Origin of the sequence: uncultured Maribacter sp. (genome assembly GCF_963977385.1) — a bacterium.
Classification (GTDB): Bacteria; Bacteroidota; Bacteroidia; order Flavobacteriales; family Flavobacteriaceae; genus Maribacter.
Map to the genome: position 1 here is coordinate 441,272 of NZ_CAXBOU010000001.1, position 19,451 is coordinate 460,722.

The window sequence follows — 19,451 nt, forward strand, 5'->3', positions numbered from 1 at the left end:
GTATCAACCTCTTCTTTTAAAATAACCCAATAACTTTTTCACATAACTTTCATCAACCCTACAATCTAATACTCCGCAGCCAGATTTAGTGAATGATTCTTTAAAATAGGTAACACGTTCTCTATTAAATTCAGCATAAGCGTTACGCACTTTTTTAGATTGAGTGTTTACTAATCGTAATTTACCAGTTTCAGCATCTTCTAATTGTACCATACCCAAATTAGGTATTGATTCTTCGCGTTCATCGTAAACCCGTATGCCGGTTAGGTCGTGTTTGCTGCCCGTAATTTTCAATGTTTTTTCATAACCATCATCAATGAAATCTGATAGCACAAATACAATTGCTTTCTTTTTCATTACACTGCTTAAGAATTTTAAGGCTTGAGCAATATCTGTATTATTGCTTTTTGGCTTAAATTCTAACAATTCTCTTATAATGCGTAAAGCGTGGGTTTTACCTTTTTTGGGTGGAATATAAAGTTCTATCTGATCAGAGAACAATATAAGACCTACTTTATCATTGTTTTGAAGTGCACTAAAAGCTAACGTGGCAGTTATTTCGGTAATAAAGTCATTCTTAAATTGATTCGTAGTTCCAAAAAGTTCAGAACCACTAATATCTACCATGAGCATCATTGTGAGTTCTCGTTCTTCTTCAAAAACTTTTATATAAGGTTCGTTATAGCGAGCTGTAACGTTCCAATCAATATTTCTAACATCGTCACCAAACTGATACTGTCGTACTTCACTAAACGTCATACCCCTACCCTTAAAAGTGGAGTGATATTCCCCACCAAATATATGGTCAGAAAGACGCCTCGTCTTAATTTCTATTTTTCGTACTTTTTTGAGTAGCTCTTTGGTATCCATTTTGTTTTTCAAACAGTAGTTAATTAATCAGGAATCAGCATTGAGTACTATGCCATTGGGTTTAATAAGCCAATCGCGAACTGATTACTAGAAACTAACTTTATGGTACTTCAATCTCGTTTACGATTTTATTGATAATATCTACAGATGTGATATTTTCGGCTTCAGCTTCGTAAGTAATTCCAATTCTATGTCTAAGTACATCATGTACAATGGCACGCACATCTTCTGGCACTACATATCCTCTTCTTTTAATAAAAGCATAACATTTAGCAGCAATGCCTAAGTTAATACTTCCCCTTGGCGAAGCTCCAAAACTTATAAGAGGTTTTAAGCTTTCTAGGTTATATTTTTCAGGATATCTAGTTGCAAAAACAAGATCAAGAATATACTTTTCTATTTTCTCGTCCATATATACTTCACGAACAGCCTTTTGCGCACTTAATATTTGTTCTATGGATACAACAGCATTTACCGTTTCATAGTTTCCTAATAAATTTTGACGCATAATCAATTGTTCCTCATTAATTTTCGGATAATCGATAACTGTTTTCAACATAAAACGGTCAACTTGCGCTTCAGGAAGTGGATACGTTCCTTCTTGCTCTACAGGGTTTTGTGTAGCCATTACTAAAAAGGGCTTGTCCAAAATAAAAGTTTCATCACCAATGGTTACTTGCTTTTCCTGCATAGCTTCTAAAAGAGCGGACTGCACTTTTGCGGGAGCACGGTTTATCTCATCGGCTAATACAAAATTAGCAAAAATAGGACCTTTCTTTATAGAGAAGTCGTTCAGCTTCATGTTATAAATCATTGTTCCTACAACATCGGCAGGCAAAAGATCTGGCGTGAACTGAATTCTACTAAAACTTCCTTTTACTGCTTTTGAAAGTGTATTTATCGCTAGTGTTTTTGCTAAACCAGGAACACCTTCCAACAAAATATGTCCTTGTCCTAAAAGACCTATTAATAATCTTTCGACCATATATTTCTGGCCAACGATTACTTTATTCATTTCAAGCATCAATAAATCGATAAAAGCACTTTCTTGAGCAATTTTCTCATTTACGGCACTAATGTCAATTGAGGTATTTTCTTCCATTTAAAACTATATATTATTGATTGTTAACGCTTCTAATTTTAACAGTCATGCAAATTGAAAATTTATTCAGTCAGTCGCTGTTAATGATAGGTTAAAAAATGGGAAAACCCCTTATTTTTATGAAGCTTTTAAGGATATTCTTTTTAATTTCATTAACCTATGAACAATACTTTGAAATATTCTAGAATTATTGCAGGTACTATGACTTGGGGTAAATGGGGAAAACAACTTGCTACCAATGAAATGATTAATCTTATGAATCATTGTTTGGAAAACAATATCACCACATTTGATCATGCAGATATTTATGGCGATTATACCACTGAAGAACAATTTGGAAAAGCATTTGCTAAAAGTGCTATTAAAAGAGAAAATATTCAATTAATAAGTAAATGTGGAATTCAGTTCGATGTAAAAGAAAGAGCAAATAGTGTAAAGCATTATGATTACAGTAAAGATTATATCATATGGTCTGTAGAAAGGTCTTTGAAAATGTTGCAGACTGAATATTTAGATTTGCTATTGTTACACAGACCTAGTCCATTAATGAATCCTACAGAAATAGCCGAGGCTATAAGTACATTAAAAAAGGAAGGGAAGATAAAAGATTTTGGAGTGTCCAATTTTGCACCTTCTCAGATACAGTTGTTGGAAAAGCAGATACAGGTAGATGCAAATCAAGTAGAATATTCCTTGTCATCAAATAAAGTCATGAACGATGGTACATTAGACGACTGCATCATTAATGATAGGCTAGCCATGAGTTGGAGTCCGCTAGGTAATTATTTTAGGGAAGAGTCTGAAGCAACCAAGAAAATAAAAAGTGTTTTGGTTGATTTTACTAAAAAATATAATGCGAGCGAAGACCAAATATTACTAGCTTGGATACTGAAACATCCGTCTAAGATTCATCCTGTAGTAGGTACTGCAACACCAAAAAGATTGAAAATGGCAATGGAAGCTGTTGACATTGAAATGGAATTGCAAGATTGGTTTAAACTATTAGAAGCGAACAAAGGGCATGAAGTTGCGTAATTAAAAACAAAAATGAAAAAAACAGCATTTATAACAGGAGCTACTAGCGGAATCGGTAAGGCTACAGCGATTAATTTTGCACTAAACGGTATTAATTTAGTTTTGTGTGGCAGACGGCAAGAAAGATTAGATGCTCTAAAAGAGGAGCTTGGTAAGGAAGTGAAAGTCCACACCTTAAACTTTGACATTCGAAATAAGCAATCGGTTCAAGAAGCTATTGCCTCACTACCCAAAGAATTTGCTCAAATTGATATTTTAATCAATAATGCGGGCAATGCCCATGGTTTAGATACCATTCAAGATGGTAATGTTGATGACTGGGATGCCATGTTAGATATTAATGTAAAAGGATTGCTTTACGTGTCTAAAGCTTTGATACCACAAATGGTAGAACGTAAATCGGGCCATATAATAAATATTGGATCTACCGCAGGTAAAGAGGTTTACCCAAAAGGTAATGTGTATTGTGCCAGTAAACATGCTGTAGATGCTATAAACCAAGGAATGCGGATAGATTTGAACCCTTATGGTATACGAGTTGGTGCCGTAAACCCTGGTCTTGTGGAAACCGAATTCAGTAACGTTCGTTTTAAAGGTGATGAAAGTCGTGCAGAAAATGTGTACAAGGGATTTCAACCATTGAAACCAGAAGATATTGCAGATATCATTCATTTTGTAGTCACTAGGCCCTATCATGTAAATATTGCCGATTTAGTAGTTATGCCTACCGCACAGGCTTCTTCAACAATTGTAAACAAATCCTAGGCCTTTTATATTCAGCAAACGATAATAGTCAAACATCTATAAAATGATTAATAAACGCTTATTGGTAAAAAACTTACTCGCGCATAACGACGAGAATAGTTTTTACGATAAAAAGCGCTTTATTAATATTGGTGAAAAAGAAGGAAAGGCTAAGTTTTTAAAACATGTTTGTGCACTGGCAAACAGTAATCCCACCAATAATTCATTTATTGTGGTTGGGGTTGAAGATGAGGATAACAGCATTGTCGGAGTAGATTTTTTTGATGATAGCAAAATTCAAAATTTGGTCAATGCCTATTTAAATAATCCTCCTCTTATATCTTATGAGAATATTCCGTTTCCACATTTGCCAGATGGCAAAGTTGTGGGGTTGGTAACCATAAAATCTATTGGCAAATTATGTTCGTTACGTAAGAATATTTGGAAGTACTATGGTGGCGCAGTTTTTTTTAGAGAGGGTAGTATCAGTTTGCCAAAAGCCTATGACGTAGAATTAAAAGAATTGAATGTTAAGGCGGTAGCAACTATAGAACAACATGCTAAAAACAATATTGAGCTCACTTTAGATGGTGTTATTGATTTTCTAAACTATCGCCACAAAGATTTAGAAAGTGATTATAAAGTTTTTAAAGAACAATTTGTGGTCTGTTGGGCAGGTAATAAAAAGGTAGTCAATGGTGAAACGTATTACTACAGGGTTGATATTGAATTGATTAATGAACAGGTAAAATTGTTTTATTCAAACTTAGACGAAATTAAGATTAGTATTAACGCTGATTCTTTCACTATAATAGAATTCGTACAACTAGGCTTAGGGGCTAAACAAAAGTATTATCCTTTAGAAAAAGTCGTTATCAATTTTAGTGAGAACGGCACCTATCAAATCAATAGTGATTTGCTTTTTAATCCACCAAAGCATAATAGAAAAAAACTAGAAAAAATATACGAAAACAATAATGCTTTGGTAGTAAAAGCGAGTAGCAATAAAGCTTTAATACCAGCAGAAGTTAGAAGTTTAAAATACTTGGCAGATTCTTATCTCATTTGTTACTTAAACGGATTTGAGGAAGCTAAAGAGGAAATGGATAGAGCCAGGCAAATCTTAAAAACTAAATATCCAGGTATAAATGCTTCGTTAAAAGAGTCACTTCGGGTTCTAAGGAAGGTGAAATATAGTTAATTATTCATAATCCAAAGTTGTTGGTATGGCTTTAAGGGTAGCTCATTATGTATGAGTTCAATAGATTTCCCTGTAAGTAAATCCTTCGAGTTTTTATCAGTAAAAATTCCAATAGAAAGTAACCAACCGATATCTAACGTTTCTGAAACTTCATTAAAATTAGATAAAATCCAAATGCTTTCGCTTCCATTGGTTCTTTGATAGACAAAAACATGTTGATTAGGGCATCCATGGATTTTTACATCGTTGGAATCTTTAAAAACGTCATACTCTTTTCTCAAGCGGATCATATTCTTTAATCCCTGATAAATAATCACAGACGGGCTATCATCTGTTGTCTTCAGTTCAGAAACAACATCCCAATTGTGCATTGGCCTATTCACCCATCGGTTGTCATTAATATGGTCATCGTTCTGCTCGTAGGTGTAATCGTTTAAGGTGCCAATTTCATCACCTGCATATATCATAGGTATTCCACCATACGTTAAAATGATACCATGCATCATTAGAATTTTTGAAATAGCATAATCAATAATATTCTTATTTTTTTGTTCTAAAGCAGTTTCTAATCCTAATAAAGAGGCTGCGCTCCCTGTAATTCTTCCATCACCGTTTTTAGGATTGTACATGAACATGAGGCCTTTGGCCGGTGACCATGCTAACTTACCACAGTAATAATTTAAAATAAACCTTTTGTGCGCGGTAGGGTCAAAGCCCATTGCACGTACAAAATCATCATCATAACCTAGTCCGATATCATCATGGCACCGTATATAATTGATCCATGTAGCATCACCTGGTTTATCAGGAATTTCGGTTAAACTTTTATGCATTAAAGATGCTTTTTTGGTAGCGACTGAATTCCATAACAATGCCATCAAAGAGGCATTATATGCAACTTCACATTCATTACCTTCTATCATGTCTTCCCCAAAATATTTAATAATATTTCTAGGAGCCACAATAGCTTCGGCTAATAGAATTACACCTGGTGCAATAACCTGTAAGCACATTCTAAATAGCGAAATAAGCGTATGTGCTTCAGGTAGGTTTTGTGAAAGTGTGCCTAATTTTTTCCATAAAAATGCAAGGGCGTCAAAACGAATAACATCCACCCCTAGGTTTGCCAAAGCCATTAAATTACCTAGCATTTCAATGAATACCTCAGGGTTTTTATAATTTAAATCCCATTGATAATTGTTAAAACAGGTCATTACCCATTTGTCCATTTCCTCATTATAGGTGAAATTTCCAGGAGCAGATTGCGGGAATATTTCTGGAAGGGTTTTCTCGAATTCATCTGGTATATATCGGTCGTGGAAAGTGTAATAATAATCTTGATATTTTGCGCTTCCTTTTTTAGCTTTCTGAGCCCATTCAAATTCATCGGAAGTATGGTTAACTACAAAATCTAGCATTAAGAATATTTTTTTCTCCCTAGCTGTTTTGGCTAAAGCAAGAAAGTCATCCTTAGATCCATATTTACTATCAATTTCATGGTAACTGTTTACCGCATAGCCGCCGTCATTTTCTCCAGAAGGGCGCGTGGTAATTGGCATTAGATGTAGAAAATTAATTCCAAGATTTTCAAAGTAGGGCAACTTTTCTTTTAAGCCGTTTATATTTTTATTGAAGCGGTCTACATACAATTGCATGCCCACCATTTTCTCACTTTGATACCAGTTTCCAGAATTTAAGCGTTCTATGTCTTGTTTTTTTAATTCAATAGGTCGCTCATTAAACAGATGTTCTAATTGATCTAAGAGCTCAAAAAAATAAGTATTATGTTCTGTGTTTTGGTATAATGAGAAGAATTGTGTCTTTATAAGCGATAGATTGGTAGACAGCCTTTGTTCGTATAGAGATTTTAATGGTGACCCGCCTTTTTTCTTTTGACTTTTAGAGGCCAATAAGCGATGTAATTCGGCTTGGTTCATTCTAAGAATCTAATTGTTGTAATGTGGGTAACGATTCAATGGCACCAAAATTAGTGGTGGTTATAGCACCAGCTTTATTTGCTCTAGCGACCATATTGGTGAGAATACTTTCGTCTGCTAATAATTCATCGATACTAGAATATTTAGCTATTTGTTGCAACAAACATCCAATAAAAGCATCGCCAGCACCAGTGGTATCTTTCGGCCTAACTTTTATACTAGGAATAGTTTTTTGAAAATTTTTGGTGCTAAGCCATGTTCCTTCGCTACCAAGCGTAATGACTATGATTTTTGTACCCATTTCATGAAGAACAACACAAGCTTCTTTTACATCTTCTTTACCCGAAAGAAGTTGAGCTTCTTCTAAGCTAAACTTACATAAATGTGATTTTTCAATGAAAGATTGACATTTGCGTTTAAAAATATCAACTTTATTTTTCCAAAGGTCCACCCTATAATTCGGGTCGAAACTTATCAATGCATTTTTGGTTAGACCATCGAATAAATACCTGCTGTATGTATCTTCTAAAGGACCTCCTAAAAGTGCGGTCGCGGCACCAAAATGCATAATATTATTTTCAAAATCAGACTTATGAGAAGAATCGTAAGTAAGCTCTCTATCTGCCCCGCGGCTAAAGACGAAATCACGTTCACCATCTTCGTCTAAAGAAACAAATGCCAAGGTTGTAAATGTATCAGATTTTTGAGCCAGAGAAATATCTACTTTTTCATTTTCTAGAATGCGTAATAAAAAGGTGCCAAAGGGATCTTTACCTACGCAACCAATAAAAATGCTGTCGCCGCCAAGTTTACTTATAGCACAGCAAACATTTGCAGGTGCACCACCGGCTTTTTTAGAAAACTCCTTCGCCTTCGATAAATCTTTGCCTTGGTTTTCAGCAACAAAATCGATCAACAATTCACCAATGCAAAATATCTTTTTCATGAATCTAAATGAAAATTAGAATTTCTAAGTTAATTAGAAATTGTAGCTATTTCCTAAATAATCTTAAGTAATTATTAAATTTTGATGGTAAGTAGCTTATTTTTTTCAATTAAAACACTTCTTTTTTTGGGTCTGAGAATGAATTCCATATCTTGAATTACATATTTAAAAAACATTCTAACCATGAGCATATTTGATGAAATTAAAAAGAAACTAAGTCATGAGTTTATTGATATAATCGAATGGCTCGATATTAATAATGAGACTATTGTTCATCGCTTTGAACGTTATCAAAACGAGATTAAGAATAATGCGCAACTAATTGTTCGCGAGGGGCAAACTGCAGTATTTATAAATGAAGGGCAGTTGGCAGATGTTTTTAAACCAGGAACATACACATTAAGTACAAAAAATCTTCCTATTCTAACCACGTTAAAAGGATGGAAGTATGGTTTCGATAGTCCCTTTAAAGCTGAGGTTTATTTTGTAAATACCCGCTTGTTTACTGATGAGAAATGGGGGACCAAAAACCCATTCATGTTAAGTGACGATAGGTTTGGCTTGGTTGAAATACGAGCTTTTGGAACCTATAGTTTTAGAATTAATGATCCGGGTAAATTTATTATAGACGTTGTAGGTACCGATGGTAATTTTACAAATTATGAAATTAACGAACACCTAAAAAGTTTAATTGTAACCCGCTTTACCGATACGGTGGGGGAAGCTAATTTGCCAATTGAGTTGTACGCGGCAAATACTAGTGAGCTTTCAGAAACATGCCAAGTGGTTATGCAGCCAGAGTTCAACAGGGTTGGTATCGAATTAGAGAAATTCTACATCGAAAATGTTTCAATGCCAGAAGAACTGAAAAAGGAAATTTTTGAATACAGTCGATTAGATAAATTAGATATGGCCAAGTTAGCGCAGTTTAAAGCTGCAAAAGCTATGGAATTAGCTGCTAAGAATGAAGGCGGTACAGCAGGTGCGGGCATGGGCATGGGTATGGGTTTTGTCTTGGCACAACAAATGGGTGGCATGATGGGTCAGCCTGGCACACAACCTTTTGGAGGTCAAGCAGCACAATCACAGGCACCACCACCAGTTCCTGCTCAAGTTGTTTATTTTTATGCTGTTAGCGGTCAACAATTAGGGCCAGTTTCTTTTGAGAAATTGAAAGAACTGTTTGCTAGCAGAATAATTAATAGAGATTCACTTATTTGGAAACAAGGCATGGCCAGTTGGACGGAGTTAAAAGAAATAGAAGAACTAAAGTCTTTCTTGGGAGGTAATACCCCTCCACCATTACCAACTGCATAATTTTAACTGAAAGCAGATAAACAAACCCTTTTAATTTTAGGGATACGCTCTATGGACGATATTCAAAAATCGGAGTATAAAAAAGCATGTGCCAATTGTGGCGCCGAGTTAAAGTTTAAACCAGGTTCGCATCAACTTACATGCGAATATTGTGGGTATGAAGAATTTATTGAACAATCTAAAAGTAGTTTTGAGGAACTCGAGTTAGAACATTATTTAAAGATTGTTGGCGAGAATGCCTATACAGAAACTATTGAGCTTTTACATTGCAAAAATTGTGGCGCCAACCAGCATGTAGAGGAAAATTACAAATCGCTGAATTGTGTTTATTGTAGCGAGCCATTAATTCGTGAAGACATTGAAAAAGAAGGGTGGATTATACCCGGAGCCTTAGTTCCTTTTCAACTCGATTCAAAAAAAGCCCAATCCATTTTTAAAGATTGGGTAGGTAAAATTTGGTTTGCTCCCGACAATCTAAAAAAGGCAGCCCTTGATCCAGAAGGGCTGCATGGACTTTATATGCCTTACTGGACTTTTGATGCCAATCTGAAAGCATCTTATCAGGGGCAACGAGGCGATTATTATTATGAAACCCAGACTTATAATAGTAATAAAGGTAAGCGCACAAGACAGGTGCGAAAAACAAAATGGAACTATGTTTCTGGTAATATTGATGGTTTTGTAGATGACATTCTTATAAACGCTTCTGAAAAGAAACGTAAAGAAATTCCGCCTAAAGTTGCATTTTGGAACCTTAAAGATTTAGTAGTATTTAATTCTAAATATTTATCAGGTTTTGTGACAGAAAAATATACAGTTTCATTAAAAGAAGGGCATCATAAATCTTTTCAAGAGGCCAAGAATATTGCCTATAATTGGATTCGTCGAGATATTGGCGGCGATACTCAAAGAATAGCGAATGCTGATATTAAATTATCAGATGAAAAATTTAAACACATTTTACTTCCAATTTATCTAAGTTCTTATAGGTATGATGGTAAGGAATTTAATTTTTATATCAATGGACAAACAGGTGTTTTAAGTGGCAATAGACCCTATTCATTTTGGAAAATCTTCTTTTTAGTGCTTTTTATCCTTGTGATAATAGCAGTATTTGCGACTTTTGCTAAATGAGTTTAAAAAGAACACTGGTAATAGGTGACATTCATTCAGGATTAAAAGCTTTGAAACAAGTATTTCATAAAGCGACAATTACGGAGAATGATACCCTAGTTTTTTTAGGAGATTATATTGACGGATGGAGTGAAGCTGTTGAAACTATAAATTATCTAATACAACTTAAAGAAGATTATAATTGTGTATTTCTAAGAGGTAATCATGATGAACTCTGTTATGAATGGTTAACAGGGGCAAGCGACAACCCAACTTGGTTTATGCATGGTGGTGAAGCAACCGTAAATTCTTATGCTAGCATAACGGATGAAGCTAAAAGTATGCACCTTAAATTTTATGAAGATTTAGAGAATTATTATCTCGATTCAAAAAATAGATTGTTTTTACATGCTGGTTTTACCAATTTGAAAGGAATTGAATTCGAATATTTTAAGAAAACATTTTATTGGGATCGCACCTTGTGGGAGTTGGCTCTTTCATTAAACAAGGAGTTAGATGAAGAACATATTCACTACCCAAAAAGACTTAAGAATTACTCAGAGATATATATTGGGCATACACCTGTAACACGAATTGGTAAAACAACACCCCAAAATGCAGCAAATGTTTGGAATATTGATACTGGTGCAGCATTTAAAGGTCCATTAACGATATTTGATGTAAACACTAAAAAATATTGGCAAAGCGAGCCAGTTTATACCTTTTATCCCAATGAAAATGGCAGAAACTGAGAAAACTATTAACTTTACGTAAAAAGGAGTTGTTTTATTAACGAACTTTGATAAAAACTATATTATGCCGATTAAGAATATAAGATTAGAAGTAATGCAGGCATTAGAGCCACAGGTGGAGGGTTTTATGGATTCTTTCCTAATAAAGCCTGAAGATATATGGCAGCCAACAGACTTTTTACCTAATTCTGAAAAAGACACTTTTTTGCAGGAAGTAAAAGAACTACGAGAAGAGTCTAAAGATTTAGGATATGATTTCTGGGTTACTATGGTAGCTGATACCATTACCGAGGAAGCATTGCCAACCTATGAATCTTGGCTGATGGATGTTGTAGGTATTGATCAACATGGTGACCATAAAACTAATGGATGGGCAAAATGGGTACGCGCTTGGACTGCTGAAGAGAATAGACATGGCGATGTGTTGAACAAATATCTTTATTTATCTGGAAGGGTAAATATGAGAGAAGTTGAGTTAACCACACAACATTTAATATCTGATGGGTTTGATATTGGTACTGACCGTGACCCATATAAGAACTTTGTATACACCTCTTTTCAAGAATTAGCAACCAATATTTCGCATAAACGCGTTGGTCAAATGGCTAAGAAAAAAGGAAATGTACTATTAGGTAAGATGTGTACTATAATTGCAGGTGATGAAATGAGACATCATTTGGCTTATAGAGAATTTGTAAAAACCATTTTTGGTGAAGATCCTTCGGGAATGATGATTGCTTTTGCAGAAATGATGAAGAAAAAGATTGTTATGCCTGCTCATTTTTTAAGAGAATCAGGTGGTACGATAGGTTCTGCATTTGAAAATTTCTCTAATTGTGCTCAACGTTTAGGTGTGTATACAGCACAAGATTATGTTGATATTTTGAGCAAATTGAATGTTTATTGGGAATTAGAAGGAATGCGTTCCTTGAATGAAGAAGCCGAGAAAGCACGTGATTATTTAATTAAGCTTCCTGCGAGATTAGAAAGAATTTCAGAACGAATGAAATTTCCGCAAGACCAATATCATTTCAAATGGGTTGAAGCAAACGGAACATTATAAAGTAAAAAATCCCGATCAGTTATGATCGGGATTTTTTTTGGATTGAATGCTCTACTATAATTTACCGTGTTTATGTTCTTCTTGCCACTTGGATAATTCTTCCCATTTGCCTTCATAACACATTTTCGATTGCATTGGCCAAGAAGCTGGATCGTGAATTTTATATCTTGTTCCGCCGGTATCCAATATCTTTTGACAATCGACTAGGCTAGCTTCAGAGAGTGCTTTCCAAGTTTTTATGCCATGATCTTTAAACATGCCTTCAATTTTTGGACCGATACCTTCCACTAATTTTAAATCATCTTGTTTAATATTCTTGCCAAATACTGCTTTTGCAGCAGAAGCATCGAATGCGTTAGCATTACTTGTAGCGGCACCAGCAGCGAAAGAGGCGGCAGAAGCACCAAGGTTTGTACTTGGGGCACTAGGAGCAACCGGGGCAGGTTTCACAACTTTACTAGCAGCAATAACTTTTTGGTTACAAGCATCTAAATCTGCTTTTAGTTTGCTGTTACTTGTTTTAAGGTTTAATATTTCGGTAGAATTATCTTCTACTTTCGTAGACCCTTTACCAATAAGATAGCCTAAAATACCGCAGATGATTCCAACTAAAGCCGGAATTAACCAGCACCAAATATTTATATTTTCAAAATTCATGATTTACTTATTTATAGGATTAGTGTATGTTTTAATTTAATGTGATTACGGTTCGTCTATTTTTATTTTTACCTTCTTCAGTAGTATTACTTGCGATTGGTTCTGTTTGTCCTTTTGATGTTGCAACAATCTTATCTGCTGCAATTCCATTTTTCATTAGATAGTCTTTCGCAAAGTTGGCGCGATCTTGTCCCAGTCTCATATTGGTGCTAGCTTTACCAGTACCATCGGTATGACCTACAACATTTGCTTTAGCCCCATTAACTTTATCTAAATATCTAGAAATATCAGCTACTTTTTGGCGTTGTGCTGCATCTAAACTGATAGATGCTTCTGCCGTGTTGAAATGAAGAATCAATGGGTCTGCATTAATTTTTTCATATAGAACTTTTAATTCATCATCTGCAGTTTCTGACTTTTCTTCTATTCCGAAAGAAGCTGCTCCCCAATAAGTACCATCTTTGGCGATCATCTCCTCTACAAGTTTACCGGAAGTATTAATTTGTGCGGTAGATATACCTTTTGAAGCCAAATCATTCTTTATGGTGTTCGCTCTGGCAAGTCCTAAATTCGGGAATGCGGTGTTATTGTCTTCATCACTAGTATAATAGCCAGTAATGTTAATAACATTACTTTCATTAGTTTCCAAATGACCTTGTAAACCAGAAACACCCTTCGTTAATTCTTCACTTAAAGGCATTAAAATATTATGGGAGGAAACATTGAAATTGTAATTGTCGTTAGTGTTGTACGAAAACCCATTACCGTCAATGGTAAATGGATATGCGGTAGCCGCGGGTTCTTTGATGATTACTTGCTTTGTAGTAGGCTCTGTTGTAGCTGCTGCGCCGCATTCGCTACAACAGGTTATGTAAAAATACGTACCGGCTACAATGGTAATCAACATCAATAATAAATTGGTTGTTGTTTTCGTCATTGTTAATAATGTTTAGTGTTTAATGCACAATGTATTAAAAAATTCTTAAAAATGTTAAAACATTGCTGCCTAATTAGCTAATTATCAATCATTATGTGAATTTCCAGATATACTTAATTAGCTGCCAACTATACAATCTTTGAGTTTGAAAGTGAAAAAGGTGGAGCAACGAACAACTTTTAGTTGCAATTTTGCGTAAGTATTTTAAGTGTATATCTCCCCACAAAGTTTGGGCATTGAATAGACATTTTAAAGTCTTGAGTTAGTTGGTTAAAAAATCCTGTCCACGAAATAATGGACAGGATTTTTTTATGCCTATAATTTATCAAAGAAGAAATCCGATTATACAATATTTACAGAAAACCGTACAGATTTTGAATAAGGGGGTAAGATATTTTGGTAATTTAATACAGAGGATAATACACTATACCAATGAAGAAAAAAATAAAAGGTGTAATAAATTTCCTTTGCATGTTTATCGTATTGGGCATTCAAACCCTATTACACGGCAGCTGGTCTCACGAATCATCGAATGGAAAAACAGCTTAAGGTATAAACATGCAAAGGAAATAATATTTAATTTATAGATCGAACTTTATACCCTGAGCTAATGGTAACTCTGTGGTATAGTTAATTGTATTGGTCTGTCTTCTCATGTATACTTTCCAAGCATCAGAACCGCTTTCACGACCACCACCTGTTTCTTTTTCACCACCAAAGGCTCCACCAATTTCTGCACCTGATGTACCAATATTAACATTAGCGATACCACAATCACTACCCCATGCAGAAAGAAAACGTTCCGCTTCACGAAGATTATTGGTCATTATTGCTGATGAAAGACCTTGAACAACACCATTTTGTATGGCTATTGCATTTTCAACGTCTCCAGAGTATTTTAAAAGGTATAAAACTGGTGCAAAAGTTTCATGCTGTACTATTTCAAAATCGTTCTTAGCTTCGGCTATTGCAGGTTTCACGTAACAACCACTTTCATAACCTTCGCCTTCTAACACTCCACCTTCTACAATCAGTTTACCACCTTCGGCAACCACTTTTTCTAATGCTTTCTTGTACTGGGCAACTGCATCTGTATCAATTAATGGACCTACATGATTATTTTCATCTAATGGATTTCCAATCCTTAATTGTTGATAGGCAGCAACTACGGCATCTTTAACTTTGTCGTACATTGAGTCATGAATAATCAATCTTCTGGTTGAGGTACAACGTTGACCAGCGGTACCTACGGCGCCAAATACAGCGCCAATAACCGTCATTTTTAAATCAGCATCTGGAGTTACGATAATGGCATTGTTACCACCAAGTTCTAACAATGATTTACCAAGACGCGCTGCTACAGCTTGAGCTACAATTTTACCCATACGAATAGAACCGGTAGCAGATACTAACGGAATTCTGTTGTCTTGGGTCATTAGCTCGCCAACTTTATAATCACCATTAATAAGGCAAGAAATACCTTCTTGCAAATTATTGGCTTTAAGAACTGAAGAAGCTATATTTTGACATGCGATTCCACATAAAGGTGTTTTTTCTGAGGGTTTCCAAACACAAACATCACCACAAATCCAAGCTAATGCTGTATTCCATGCCCAAACGGCCACTGGAAAATTAAATGCAGAAATTACACCTACTACACCTAAAGAATGATATTGTTCGTACATTCTATGACCAGGTCTTTCAGAATGCATTGTTAGTCCATGTAATTGACGAGAAAGACCAACTGCAAAATCACAGATATCTATCATTTCCTGAACTTCACCTAACCCTTCTTGATAACTTTTCCCCATTTCATAGGAAACTAGTTTACCTAAAGGCTCTTTAAGCTCTCTCAGTTTGTCACCAAATTGTCTTACAATTTCACCTCGTAGTGGTGCCGGTTTTGTTCTCCATTCTTTAAAAGCAACGGTAGCTGTACTCATTACTTTTTCATAATCAGCTTTAGTGGTTGTTTTCACTTTAGCGATTAACGAACCATCTACTGGGGAGTATGAAGAAATAATATCTCCTGATGCAAAATTGTTAGAACCTGTTGAGGTACCTTCATTAACATCCTTTATCCCTAATTTTTTTAGGGCATCATGAATTCCAAAATCTGCTGCTATTTTTGACATTTTATAACTTTTTATACGGTTTCTGTTAGATTTATTACAAAAATACGAAGAATATTATGCTTTAAGCGAACCTAATGCCCACAATCAAAATTTTATGATAATCCAAAGTACGATTCCCATAAATGCTGGAACACTCTGAATATAGAAAATCTTTTTAGTAACCGAAATGGCACCATATAAACCTGCTACGAAAACACAGCCCAAAAAGAAAAGGGCAACATTACCTGACCAAACTGGATCGTTAATGAATAAAGCCCAGAGTAAGCCCGCAGCTAAAAACCCGTTGTATAGCCCTTGGTTGGCGGCCATTTGTTTTGTAGGTTCAAACAAATCTTGAGGAAAATTTTTAAAGACCTTTCGACCTTTTGTAGTCCATGCAAACATTTCCATCCAAAGAATATAAATGTGCATCAATGCAACAAATGCGGTAATTATTTTGGCAGCTAACATCATTCTTCTTTGGCTATAAAGCGTTTGTCTACAGGCATTATAGTGCCGCAGTTATCGCAGGTTCTTAACTTTTTTGAACTGTAAAAGTGCTTAAAATGTTTTAGAAAATCTTTTTCAATGTCATGAAGTGTAAAATAGGCTTCATATAACTTGTGATTACAATTATCACAAAACCATAAAAGACCATCATCAACATTCATATCCGCTCTTTTGCGCTCAATGACCAAACCTATGGATCCTTCTTTGCGTTCAGGAGAATGAGGAACTTTGGCAGGATGCAGATACATGTCACCAGGCCCTAATTGCATTGTTCGTTTTTTGCTATTTTCTTGAATATGAATTTCTATATTCCCTTCTAACTGGTAAAAAAGCTCTTCTGTTTCGTTGTAATGATAATCTTTTCTAGCATTTGGCCCAGCTACTATCATTACTATATAGTCGCCCGAATCTATGTAAAGATTTTTATTACCTACAGGGGGTTTGAGAAGCGCTCTGTTATTTTCAATCCATTTGTTTAGATTGAATGGTCCTTTAATACTCATTTGATGAAATTTATCTGAAAGTTAAATAAACCGTTGCCTCTTACCTAAAACAAAAGCAAAAAAAAAGCCTTTGCAATGCAAAGGCTTTTTTGAAAGATTTAATATTATGTTCATCTATAAAATAGCTGCGTAAAGTAAAGATCTCCGTTACTGTTTGGTCTAATACTTATTGCAGAATGGGTGTAATCACCTTCAATATTAATTCTATGTCCTGGGCTGTCTAACCAAGCTTCGAAAGCTGCTTCTAAAGTATCATAGTTCCTTGCCACATTTTCCGCAACAAATACTGCACCTGTTCTTTTTGAAATATTTTCTGCGCGTTCAGAAAATTTATCGTGGCTAATATTTCCTTTATCAATCATGTAGTTGGTATGAAGACCTGTATAGTAATAAGTAGAGCTTTCAAATTCCAATTTATTTAATCCGATACTAGCTCTATAGTTATTCATCATTACGAAAAGCTCAGATTCAATAGTACTATGAGTATCAGAAGAAATCAATGTAACTTTAGATGTCAAATTATCACTACTTTTTTCGTAACCTGTAAAATTTTCGTATTTAGAACAAGATGTGATTAACAATAGGAGTAATACTAAATAAGGGGAAGCTAATTTCATGTTGGGGAACATACTTTAAGTTAATAATAATACGAAGGTATGCTCATGATTATCAATACGATGAAAAAGTTCTTTATCCTTACCGATAAAATCGTTAAGCTGCGGTATTAGAGAGGATGGGGTCTAATCGATTAAAGTAGAATCGATTTCATCGTAAAAATGTGCATTTAGTATGATGTTTGGCAGATAATCTAGAAAACAATTCACATCAACCATAAAAAGTTGATAAAAGTGTTAATTTGATATTTTTTTTAGATTGTTAGATGAGATTATAGTTTAAAATTTCTCTATTGCTTATAAAAAAGTTGAGTAAAATAGAAATTACCTTGTTCATCCTTCTTTACACTAATACCGGTATGGGTGAAATCACCTTCCATAGTTTTCTTGTGACTACTACTCGTATACCAACCTTGAAAAGCATCTATTGCCGATTGATAATCTTTGGCTACATTTTCCGCTACCATTTCAACTTCAACTTCTGAATTGATGTTCGTAGCTCTTGAGCTAAAATTATCGTGGCTAATACTCCCTTTTGCAATCATATAATCAGTATGAATGTTGGCGTATTTATAGGCTATATTACTAAACTCGAGAGCATTGGTATTTAAAGTTAACCTGTGCTCATTCACAATATCCAATAGGTCCTGCTCTATAGTTATAACATTTTCTGCTTCTAGTACAGGTGTCTCCTCTAAGGAATCACTTGTGCAAGAACCAAGAAAAAGCAATAAAAAGACAGGGACCGCGTATAGCAATCTCATTTTCATATAGTGTCTTTTTGTTATAGCCTTTCGGCTTAGCGCAGTAGGTAAGTAAGATGAGAATGTTCTAAGTTCTCTGTCGATAGGGGTATCGATACAGTAATATTATTGAAAATATAAATGCAGCAAGGAAACATAAATGCTTATTCGATAAAGTGTATGAAAAGTAAGATTAGTGTACTATTAAATCAAATAGAAATAGGGTCGTCAGAAGTCTCTTTTGGTAGAACTTCTTTCTTAATTACGTTTTCAAAAAGTAAAGCACCAACTTCTCTAATAGGTTGGTAGAGAATAGATTCCTCTTTGGTTTCATCATCTAAGAGATTAAATGTACTATCCATTCTATCAAAAAATATAAACGCAGCGCCTAAAATAATGGCAACTTTTAAAACACCAAAAATACCACCTGCAATCTTATTTAAAAGACCAAGCATAGCAAAGTTTGCTACTTTGGTTAATAATTTTCCCGCTAAGTGAACAATGATAATAATTAAAATGAAGGTAATTATAAAGGCGATAATACTCATGTTACGTTCATCCCATTCAAAATGTTCTGATAAATAATTACCAGTGATGTATGAAAAGTGTATTGCTCCAAATATACCTGCAATTAATGCGACAATAGAGGCTATTTCCATAAAAAGACCATTTTTAAGACCTTTCCATAAGCCCCAAATCAGTGGTATTCCAAGAAGTATATCTAAAAGCCCCATTCGTAAAGTGTTTTAACAAATATAGAACTTTGAGTTGTACCTTTGAAATGTCTAAACAATAGCACAGCAAGACATAAATAATATGGCGAGGGATATACAATTAAAAGAACGGTGGAATTTTTTAGTGGAAAAGCTTTCTGTAAAGTTTTCCGATGGTGATCCATTAGAATTGGATGCGATTATATATTTGGTAGGCGTTCAAGAATTAGGACAATACCATAGAAAATACAAGAAGGATGATAAATTAGATTTAATGCATATTGCTATCTGTCGACTTTTAGAACCTTACGGATTTTATGAGTTTAGTTTTTTTGATGAGGATGGATGGCCTCATTACACTATTAACGAGGAATTACCTCCTTTAAAGGCAGGTGAACAAACGGTGTTGATGAAAGAGGCTATTGTTAGTTATTTTGTAGAAAAAGAGTTTATAAAGTAAAAATTGTATCGCGAATATTTATTGATAGTTTTCTCTTCAGAAAAGTTTAGTTTACACTCTTCAATAAGATTTTGATTTCCTAAATTTTTTTGCGTCAGCCTTCATTAGTTTAATTAATTG

Annotated in this window: 20 protein-coding genes; 8 read left to right on the forward strand and 12 right to left on the reverse strand. The window is 34.7% G+C overall.

What is annotated here, in order from left to right:
- Window positions 1–3: 3 nt before the first annotated feature.
- Together AAC084_RS01875 and AAC084_RS01880 are read right to left on the reverse strand one after the other, a co-directional pair.
- A complete protein-coding gene (locus AAC084_RS01875) occupies window positions 4–870 on the reverse strand; it encodes a DUF58 domain-containing protein (RefSeq protein ID WP_339836847.1) in 867 nt (288 codons plus the stop codon).
- A 100-nt stretch (window positions 871–970) separates the two neighbouring features.
- A complete protein-coding gene (locus AAC084_RS01880; RefSeq protein ID WP_079511363.1) occupies window positions 971–1,972 on the reverse strand; it encodes a MoxR family ATPase in 1,002 nt (333 codons plus the stop codon).
- Between the two features lie 159 nt (window positions 1,973–2,131).
- On the opposite strand from AAC084_RS01880, the gene AAC084_RS01885 reads away from it, so the two are divergent.
- The 3 genes from AAC084_RS01885 to AAC084_RS01895 are packed head-to-tail and all read left to right on the forward strand — an operon-like array spanning window position 2,132 to window position 4,952.
- Entirely contained in the window at window positions 2,132–3,007 is an 876-nt protein-coding gene (locus AAC084_RS01885) for an aldo/keto reductase (RefSeq protein WP_339836143.1), read from the forward strand.
- Between the two features lie 12 nt (window positions 3,008–3,019).
- Window positions 3,020–3,772, forward strand: coding sequence for an SDR family NAD(P)-dependent oxidoreductase (locus AAC084_RS01890; protein ID WP_339836144.1), 753 nt, complete (start codon window positions 3,020–3,022; stop codon window positions 3,770–3,772).
- Window positions 3,773–3,815: 43 nt separating this feature from the next.
- Window positions 3,816–4,952, forward strand: coding sequence for an ATP-binding protein (locus tag AAC084_RS01895; RefSeq protein ID WP_339836147.1), 1,137 nt, complete (start codon window positions 3,816–3,818; stop codon window positions 4,950–4,952).
- Here the strand turns inward: AAC084_RS01895 and AAC084_RS01900 are convergent.
- A complete protein-coding gene (locus tag AAC084_RS01900) occupies window positions 4,949–6,889 on the reverse strand; it encodes an alpha-amylase family protein (protein WP_339836150.1) in 1,941 nt (646 codons plus the stop codon). The genes AAC084_RS01895 and AAC084_RS01900 overlap by 4 nt on opposite strands.
- A 1-nt stretch (window position 6,890) precedes the next feature.
- Window positions 6,891–7,835, reverse strand: coding sequence for a carbohydrate kinase (locus AAC084_RS01905; RefSeq protein WP_339836153.1), 945 nt, complete (start codon window positions 7,833–7,835; stop codon window positions 6,891–6,893).
- Window positions 7,836–8,018: 183 nt separating this feature from the next.
- On the opposite strand from AAC084_RS01905, the gene AAC084_RS01910 reads away from it, so the two are divergent.
- From AAC084_RS01910 to AAC084_RS01925, 4 genes are all read left to right on the forward strand, one after another.
- Window positions 8,019–9,152, forward strand: a complete 1,134-nt coding sequence (locus AAC084_RS01910) for an SPFH domain-containing protein (RefSeq protein WP_339836156.1) — start codon at window positions 8,019–8,021, stop codon at window positions 9,150–9,152.
- A gap of 51 nt (window positions 9,153–9,203) precedes the next feature.
- Window positions 9,204–10,286, forward strand: a complete 1,083-nt coding sequence (locus AAC084_RS01915) for a DNA helicase PriA (RefSeq protein WP_339836159.1) — start codon at window positions 9,204–9,206, stop codon at window positions 10,284–10,286.
- Window positions 10,283–11,017 carry a metallophosphoesterase family protein gene (locus tag AAC084_RS01920; protein WP_339836162.1) on the forward strand — a complete coding sequence of 245 codons (735 nt, stop codon included), beginning with the start codon at window positions 10,283–10,285 and terminating at the stop codon, window positions 11,015–11,017. Before AAC084_RS01915 ends, AAC084_RS01920 begins: the two co-directional genes overlap by 4 nt.
- 64 nt (window positions 11,018–11,081) lie before the next feature.
- Entirely contained in the window at window positions 11,082–12,080 is a 999-nt protein-coding gene (locus tag AAC084_RS01925) for an acyl-ACP desaturase (protein WP_339836165.1), read from the forward strand.
- 54 nt (window positions 12,081–12,134) lie between these two features.
- Here AAC084_RS01925 and AAC084_RS01930 read toward each other — a convergent pair whose 3' ends face one another.
- From AAC084_RS01930 to AAC084_RS01965, 8 genes are all read right to left on the reverse strand, one after another.
- Window positions 12,135–12,737 carry a hypothetical protein gene (locus AAC084_RS01930; RefSeq protein WP_339836168.1) on the reverse strand — a complete coding sequence of 201 codons (603 nt, stop codon included), beginning with the start codon at window positions 12,735–12,737 and terminating at the stop codon, window positions 12,135–12,137.
- Between the two features lie 31 nt (window positions 12,738–12,768).
- On the reverse strand, window positions 12,769–13,674 hold the full coding sequence (locus tag AAC084_RS01935; RefSeq protein WP_339836171.1) for an OmpA family protein: 906 nt from the start codon (window positions 13,672–13,674) through the stop codon (window positions 12,769–12,771).
- Between the two features lie 581 nt (window positions 13,675–14,255).
- Window positions 14,256–15,809 (reverse strand): aldehyde dehydrogenase family protein, encoded by a 1,554-nt coding sequence (locus AAC084_RS01940; protein WP_339836173.1) that lies wholly within the window; start codon window positions 15,807–15,809, stop codon window positions 14,256–14,258.
- Window positions 15,810–15,893: 84 nt separating this feature from the next.
- Window positions 15,894–16,262: a DUF1304 domain-containing protein gene (locus AAC084_RS01945; RefSeq protein ID WP_339836175.1), complete on the reverse strand. Its 369-nt coding sequence runs from the start codon at window positions 16,260–16,262 to the stop codon at window positions 15,894–15,896.
- The gene (locus AAC084_RS01950) at window positions 16,259–16,801 is read right to left on the reverse strand and encodes a 3-hydroxyanthranilate 3,4-dioxygenase (protein WP_339836178.1); all 543 of its coding nucleotides are present in this window, start codon (window positions 16,799–16,801) and stop codon (window positions 16,259–16,261) included. Before AAC084_RS01950 ends, AAC084_RS01945 begins: the two co-directional genes overlap by 4 nt.
- Before the next feature lie 110 nt (window positions 16,802–16,911).
- Complete coding sequence (locus tag AAC084_RS01955) at window positions 16,912–17,418, reverse strand: CAP domain-containing protein (protein ID WP_339836180.1); 507 nt, start codon at window positions 17,416–17,418, stop codon at window positions 16,912–16,914.
- 287 nt (window positions 17,419–17,705) lie between these two features.
- Window positions 17,706–18,185, reverse strand: a complete 480-nt coding sequence (locus tag AAC084_RS01960) for a CAP domain-containing protein (RefSeq protein ID WP_339836183.1) — start codon at window positions 18,183–18,185, stop codon at window positions 17,706–17,708.
- A gap of 182 nt (window positions 18,186–18,367) precedes the next feature.
- Entirely contained in the window at window positions 18,368–18,892 is a 525-nt protein-coding gene (locus tag AAC084_RS01965) for a CvpA family protein (RefSeq protein WP_339836186.1), read from the reverse strand.
- A gap of 82 nt (window positions 18,893–18,974) precedes the next feature.
- On the opposite strand from AAC084_RS01965, the gene AAC084_RS01970 reads away from it, so the two are divergent.
- The gene (locus AAC084_RS01970) at window positions 18,975–19,331 is read left to right on the forward strand and encodes a hypothetical protein (protein ID WP_339836188.1); all 357 of its coding nucleotides are present in this window, start codon (window positions 18,975–18,977) and stop codon (window positions 19,329–19,331) included.
- Window positions 19,332–19,451: the final 120 nt, after the last annotated feature.

Coding starts and splice junctions, on each gene's coding strand:
- AAC084_RS01925 (WP_339836165.1), top strand. CDS start 11,082: ATGCCGATTAAGAATATAAGATTAGAAGTAATGCAGGCATTAGAGCCA.
- AAC084_RS01905 (WP_339836153.1), bottom strand. CDS start 7,835: ATGAAAAAGATATTTTGCATTGGTGAATTGTTGATCGATTTTGTTGCT.
- AAC084_RS01955 (WP_339836180.1), bottom strand. CDS start 17,418: ATGAAATTAGCTTCCCCTTATTTAGTATTACTCCTATTGTTAATCACA.
- AAC084_RS01920 (WP_339836162.1), top strand. CDS start 10,283: ATGAGTTTAAAAAGAACACTGGTAATAGGTGACATTCATTCAGGATTA.
- AAC084_RS01950 (WP_339836178.1), bottom strand. CDS start 16,801: ATGAGTATTAAAGGACCATTCAATCTAAACAAATGGATTGAAAATAAC.
- AAC084_RS01885 (WP_339836143.1), top strand. CDS start 2,132: ATGAACAATACTTTGAAATATTCTAGAATTATTGCAGGTACTATGACT.
- AAC084_RS01970 (WP_339836188.1), top strand. CDS start 18,975: ATGGCGAGGGATATACAATTAAAAGAACGGTGGAATTTTTTAGTGGAA.
- AAC084_RS01930 (WP_339836168.1), bottom strand. CDS start 12,737: ATGAATTTTGAAAATATAAATATTTGGTGCTGGTTAATTCCGGCTTTA.
- AAC084_RS01960 (WP_339836183.1), bottom strand. CDS start 18,185: ATGAAAATGAGATTGCTATACGCGGTCCCTGTCTTTTTATTGCTTTTT.
- AAC084_RS01880 (WP_079511363.1), bottom strand. CDS start 1,972: ATGGAAGAAAATACCTCAATTGACATTAGTGCCGTAAATGAGAAAATT.
- AAC084_RS01945 (WP_339836175.1), bottom strand. CDS start 16,262: ATGATGTTAGCTGCCAAAATAATTACCGCATTTGTTGCATTGATGCAC.
- AAC084_RS01940 (WP_339836173.1), bottom strand. CDS start 15,809: ATGTCAAAAATAGCAGCAGATTTTGGAATTCATGATGCCCTAAAAAAA.
- AAC084_RS01935 (WP_339836171.1), bottom strand. CDS start 13,674: ATGACGAAAACAACAACCAATTTATTATTGATGTTGATTACCATTGTA.
- AAC084_RS01895 (WP_339836147.1), top strand. CDS start 3,816: ATGATTAATAAACGCTTATTGGTAAAAAACTTACTCGCGCATAACGAC.
- AAC084_RS01875 (WP_339836847.1), bottom strand. CDS start 870: ATGGATACCAAAGAGCTACTCAAAAAAGTACGAAAAATAGAAATTAAG.
- AAC084_RS01915 (WP_339836159.1), top strand. CDS start 9,204: ATGGACGATATTCAAAAATCGGAGTATAAAAAAGCATGTGCCAATTGT.
- AAC084_RS01900 (WP_339836150.1), bottom strand. CDS start 6,889: ATGAACCAAGCCGAATTACATCGCTTATTGGCCTCTAAAAGTCAAAAG.
- AAC084_RS01965 (WP_339836186.1), bottom strand. CDS start 18,892: ATGGGGCTTTTAGATATACTTCTTGGAATACCACTGATTTGGGGCTTA.
- AAC084_RS01910 (WP_339836156.1), top strand. CDS start 8,019: ATGAGCATATTTGATGAAATTAAAAAGAAACTAAGTCATGAGTTTATT.
- AAC084_RS01890 (WP_339836144.1), top strand. CDS start 3,020: ATGAAAAAAACAGCATTTATAACAGGAGCTACTAGCGGAATCGGTAAG.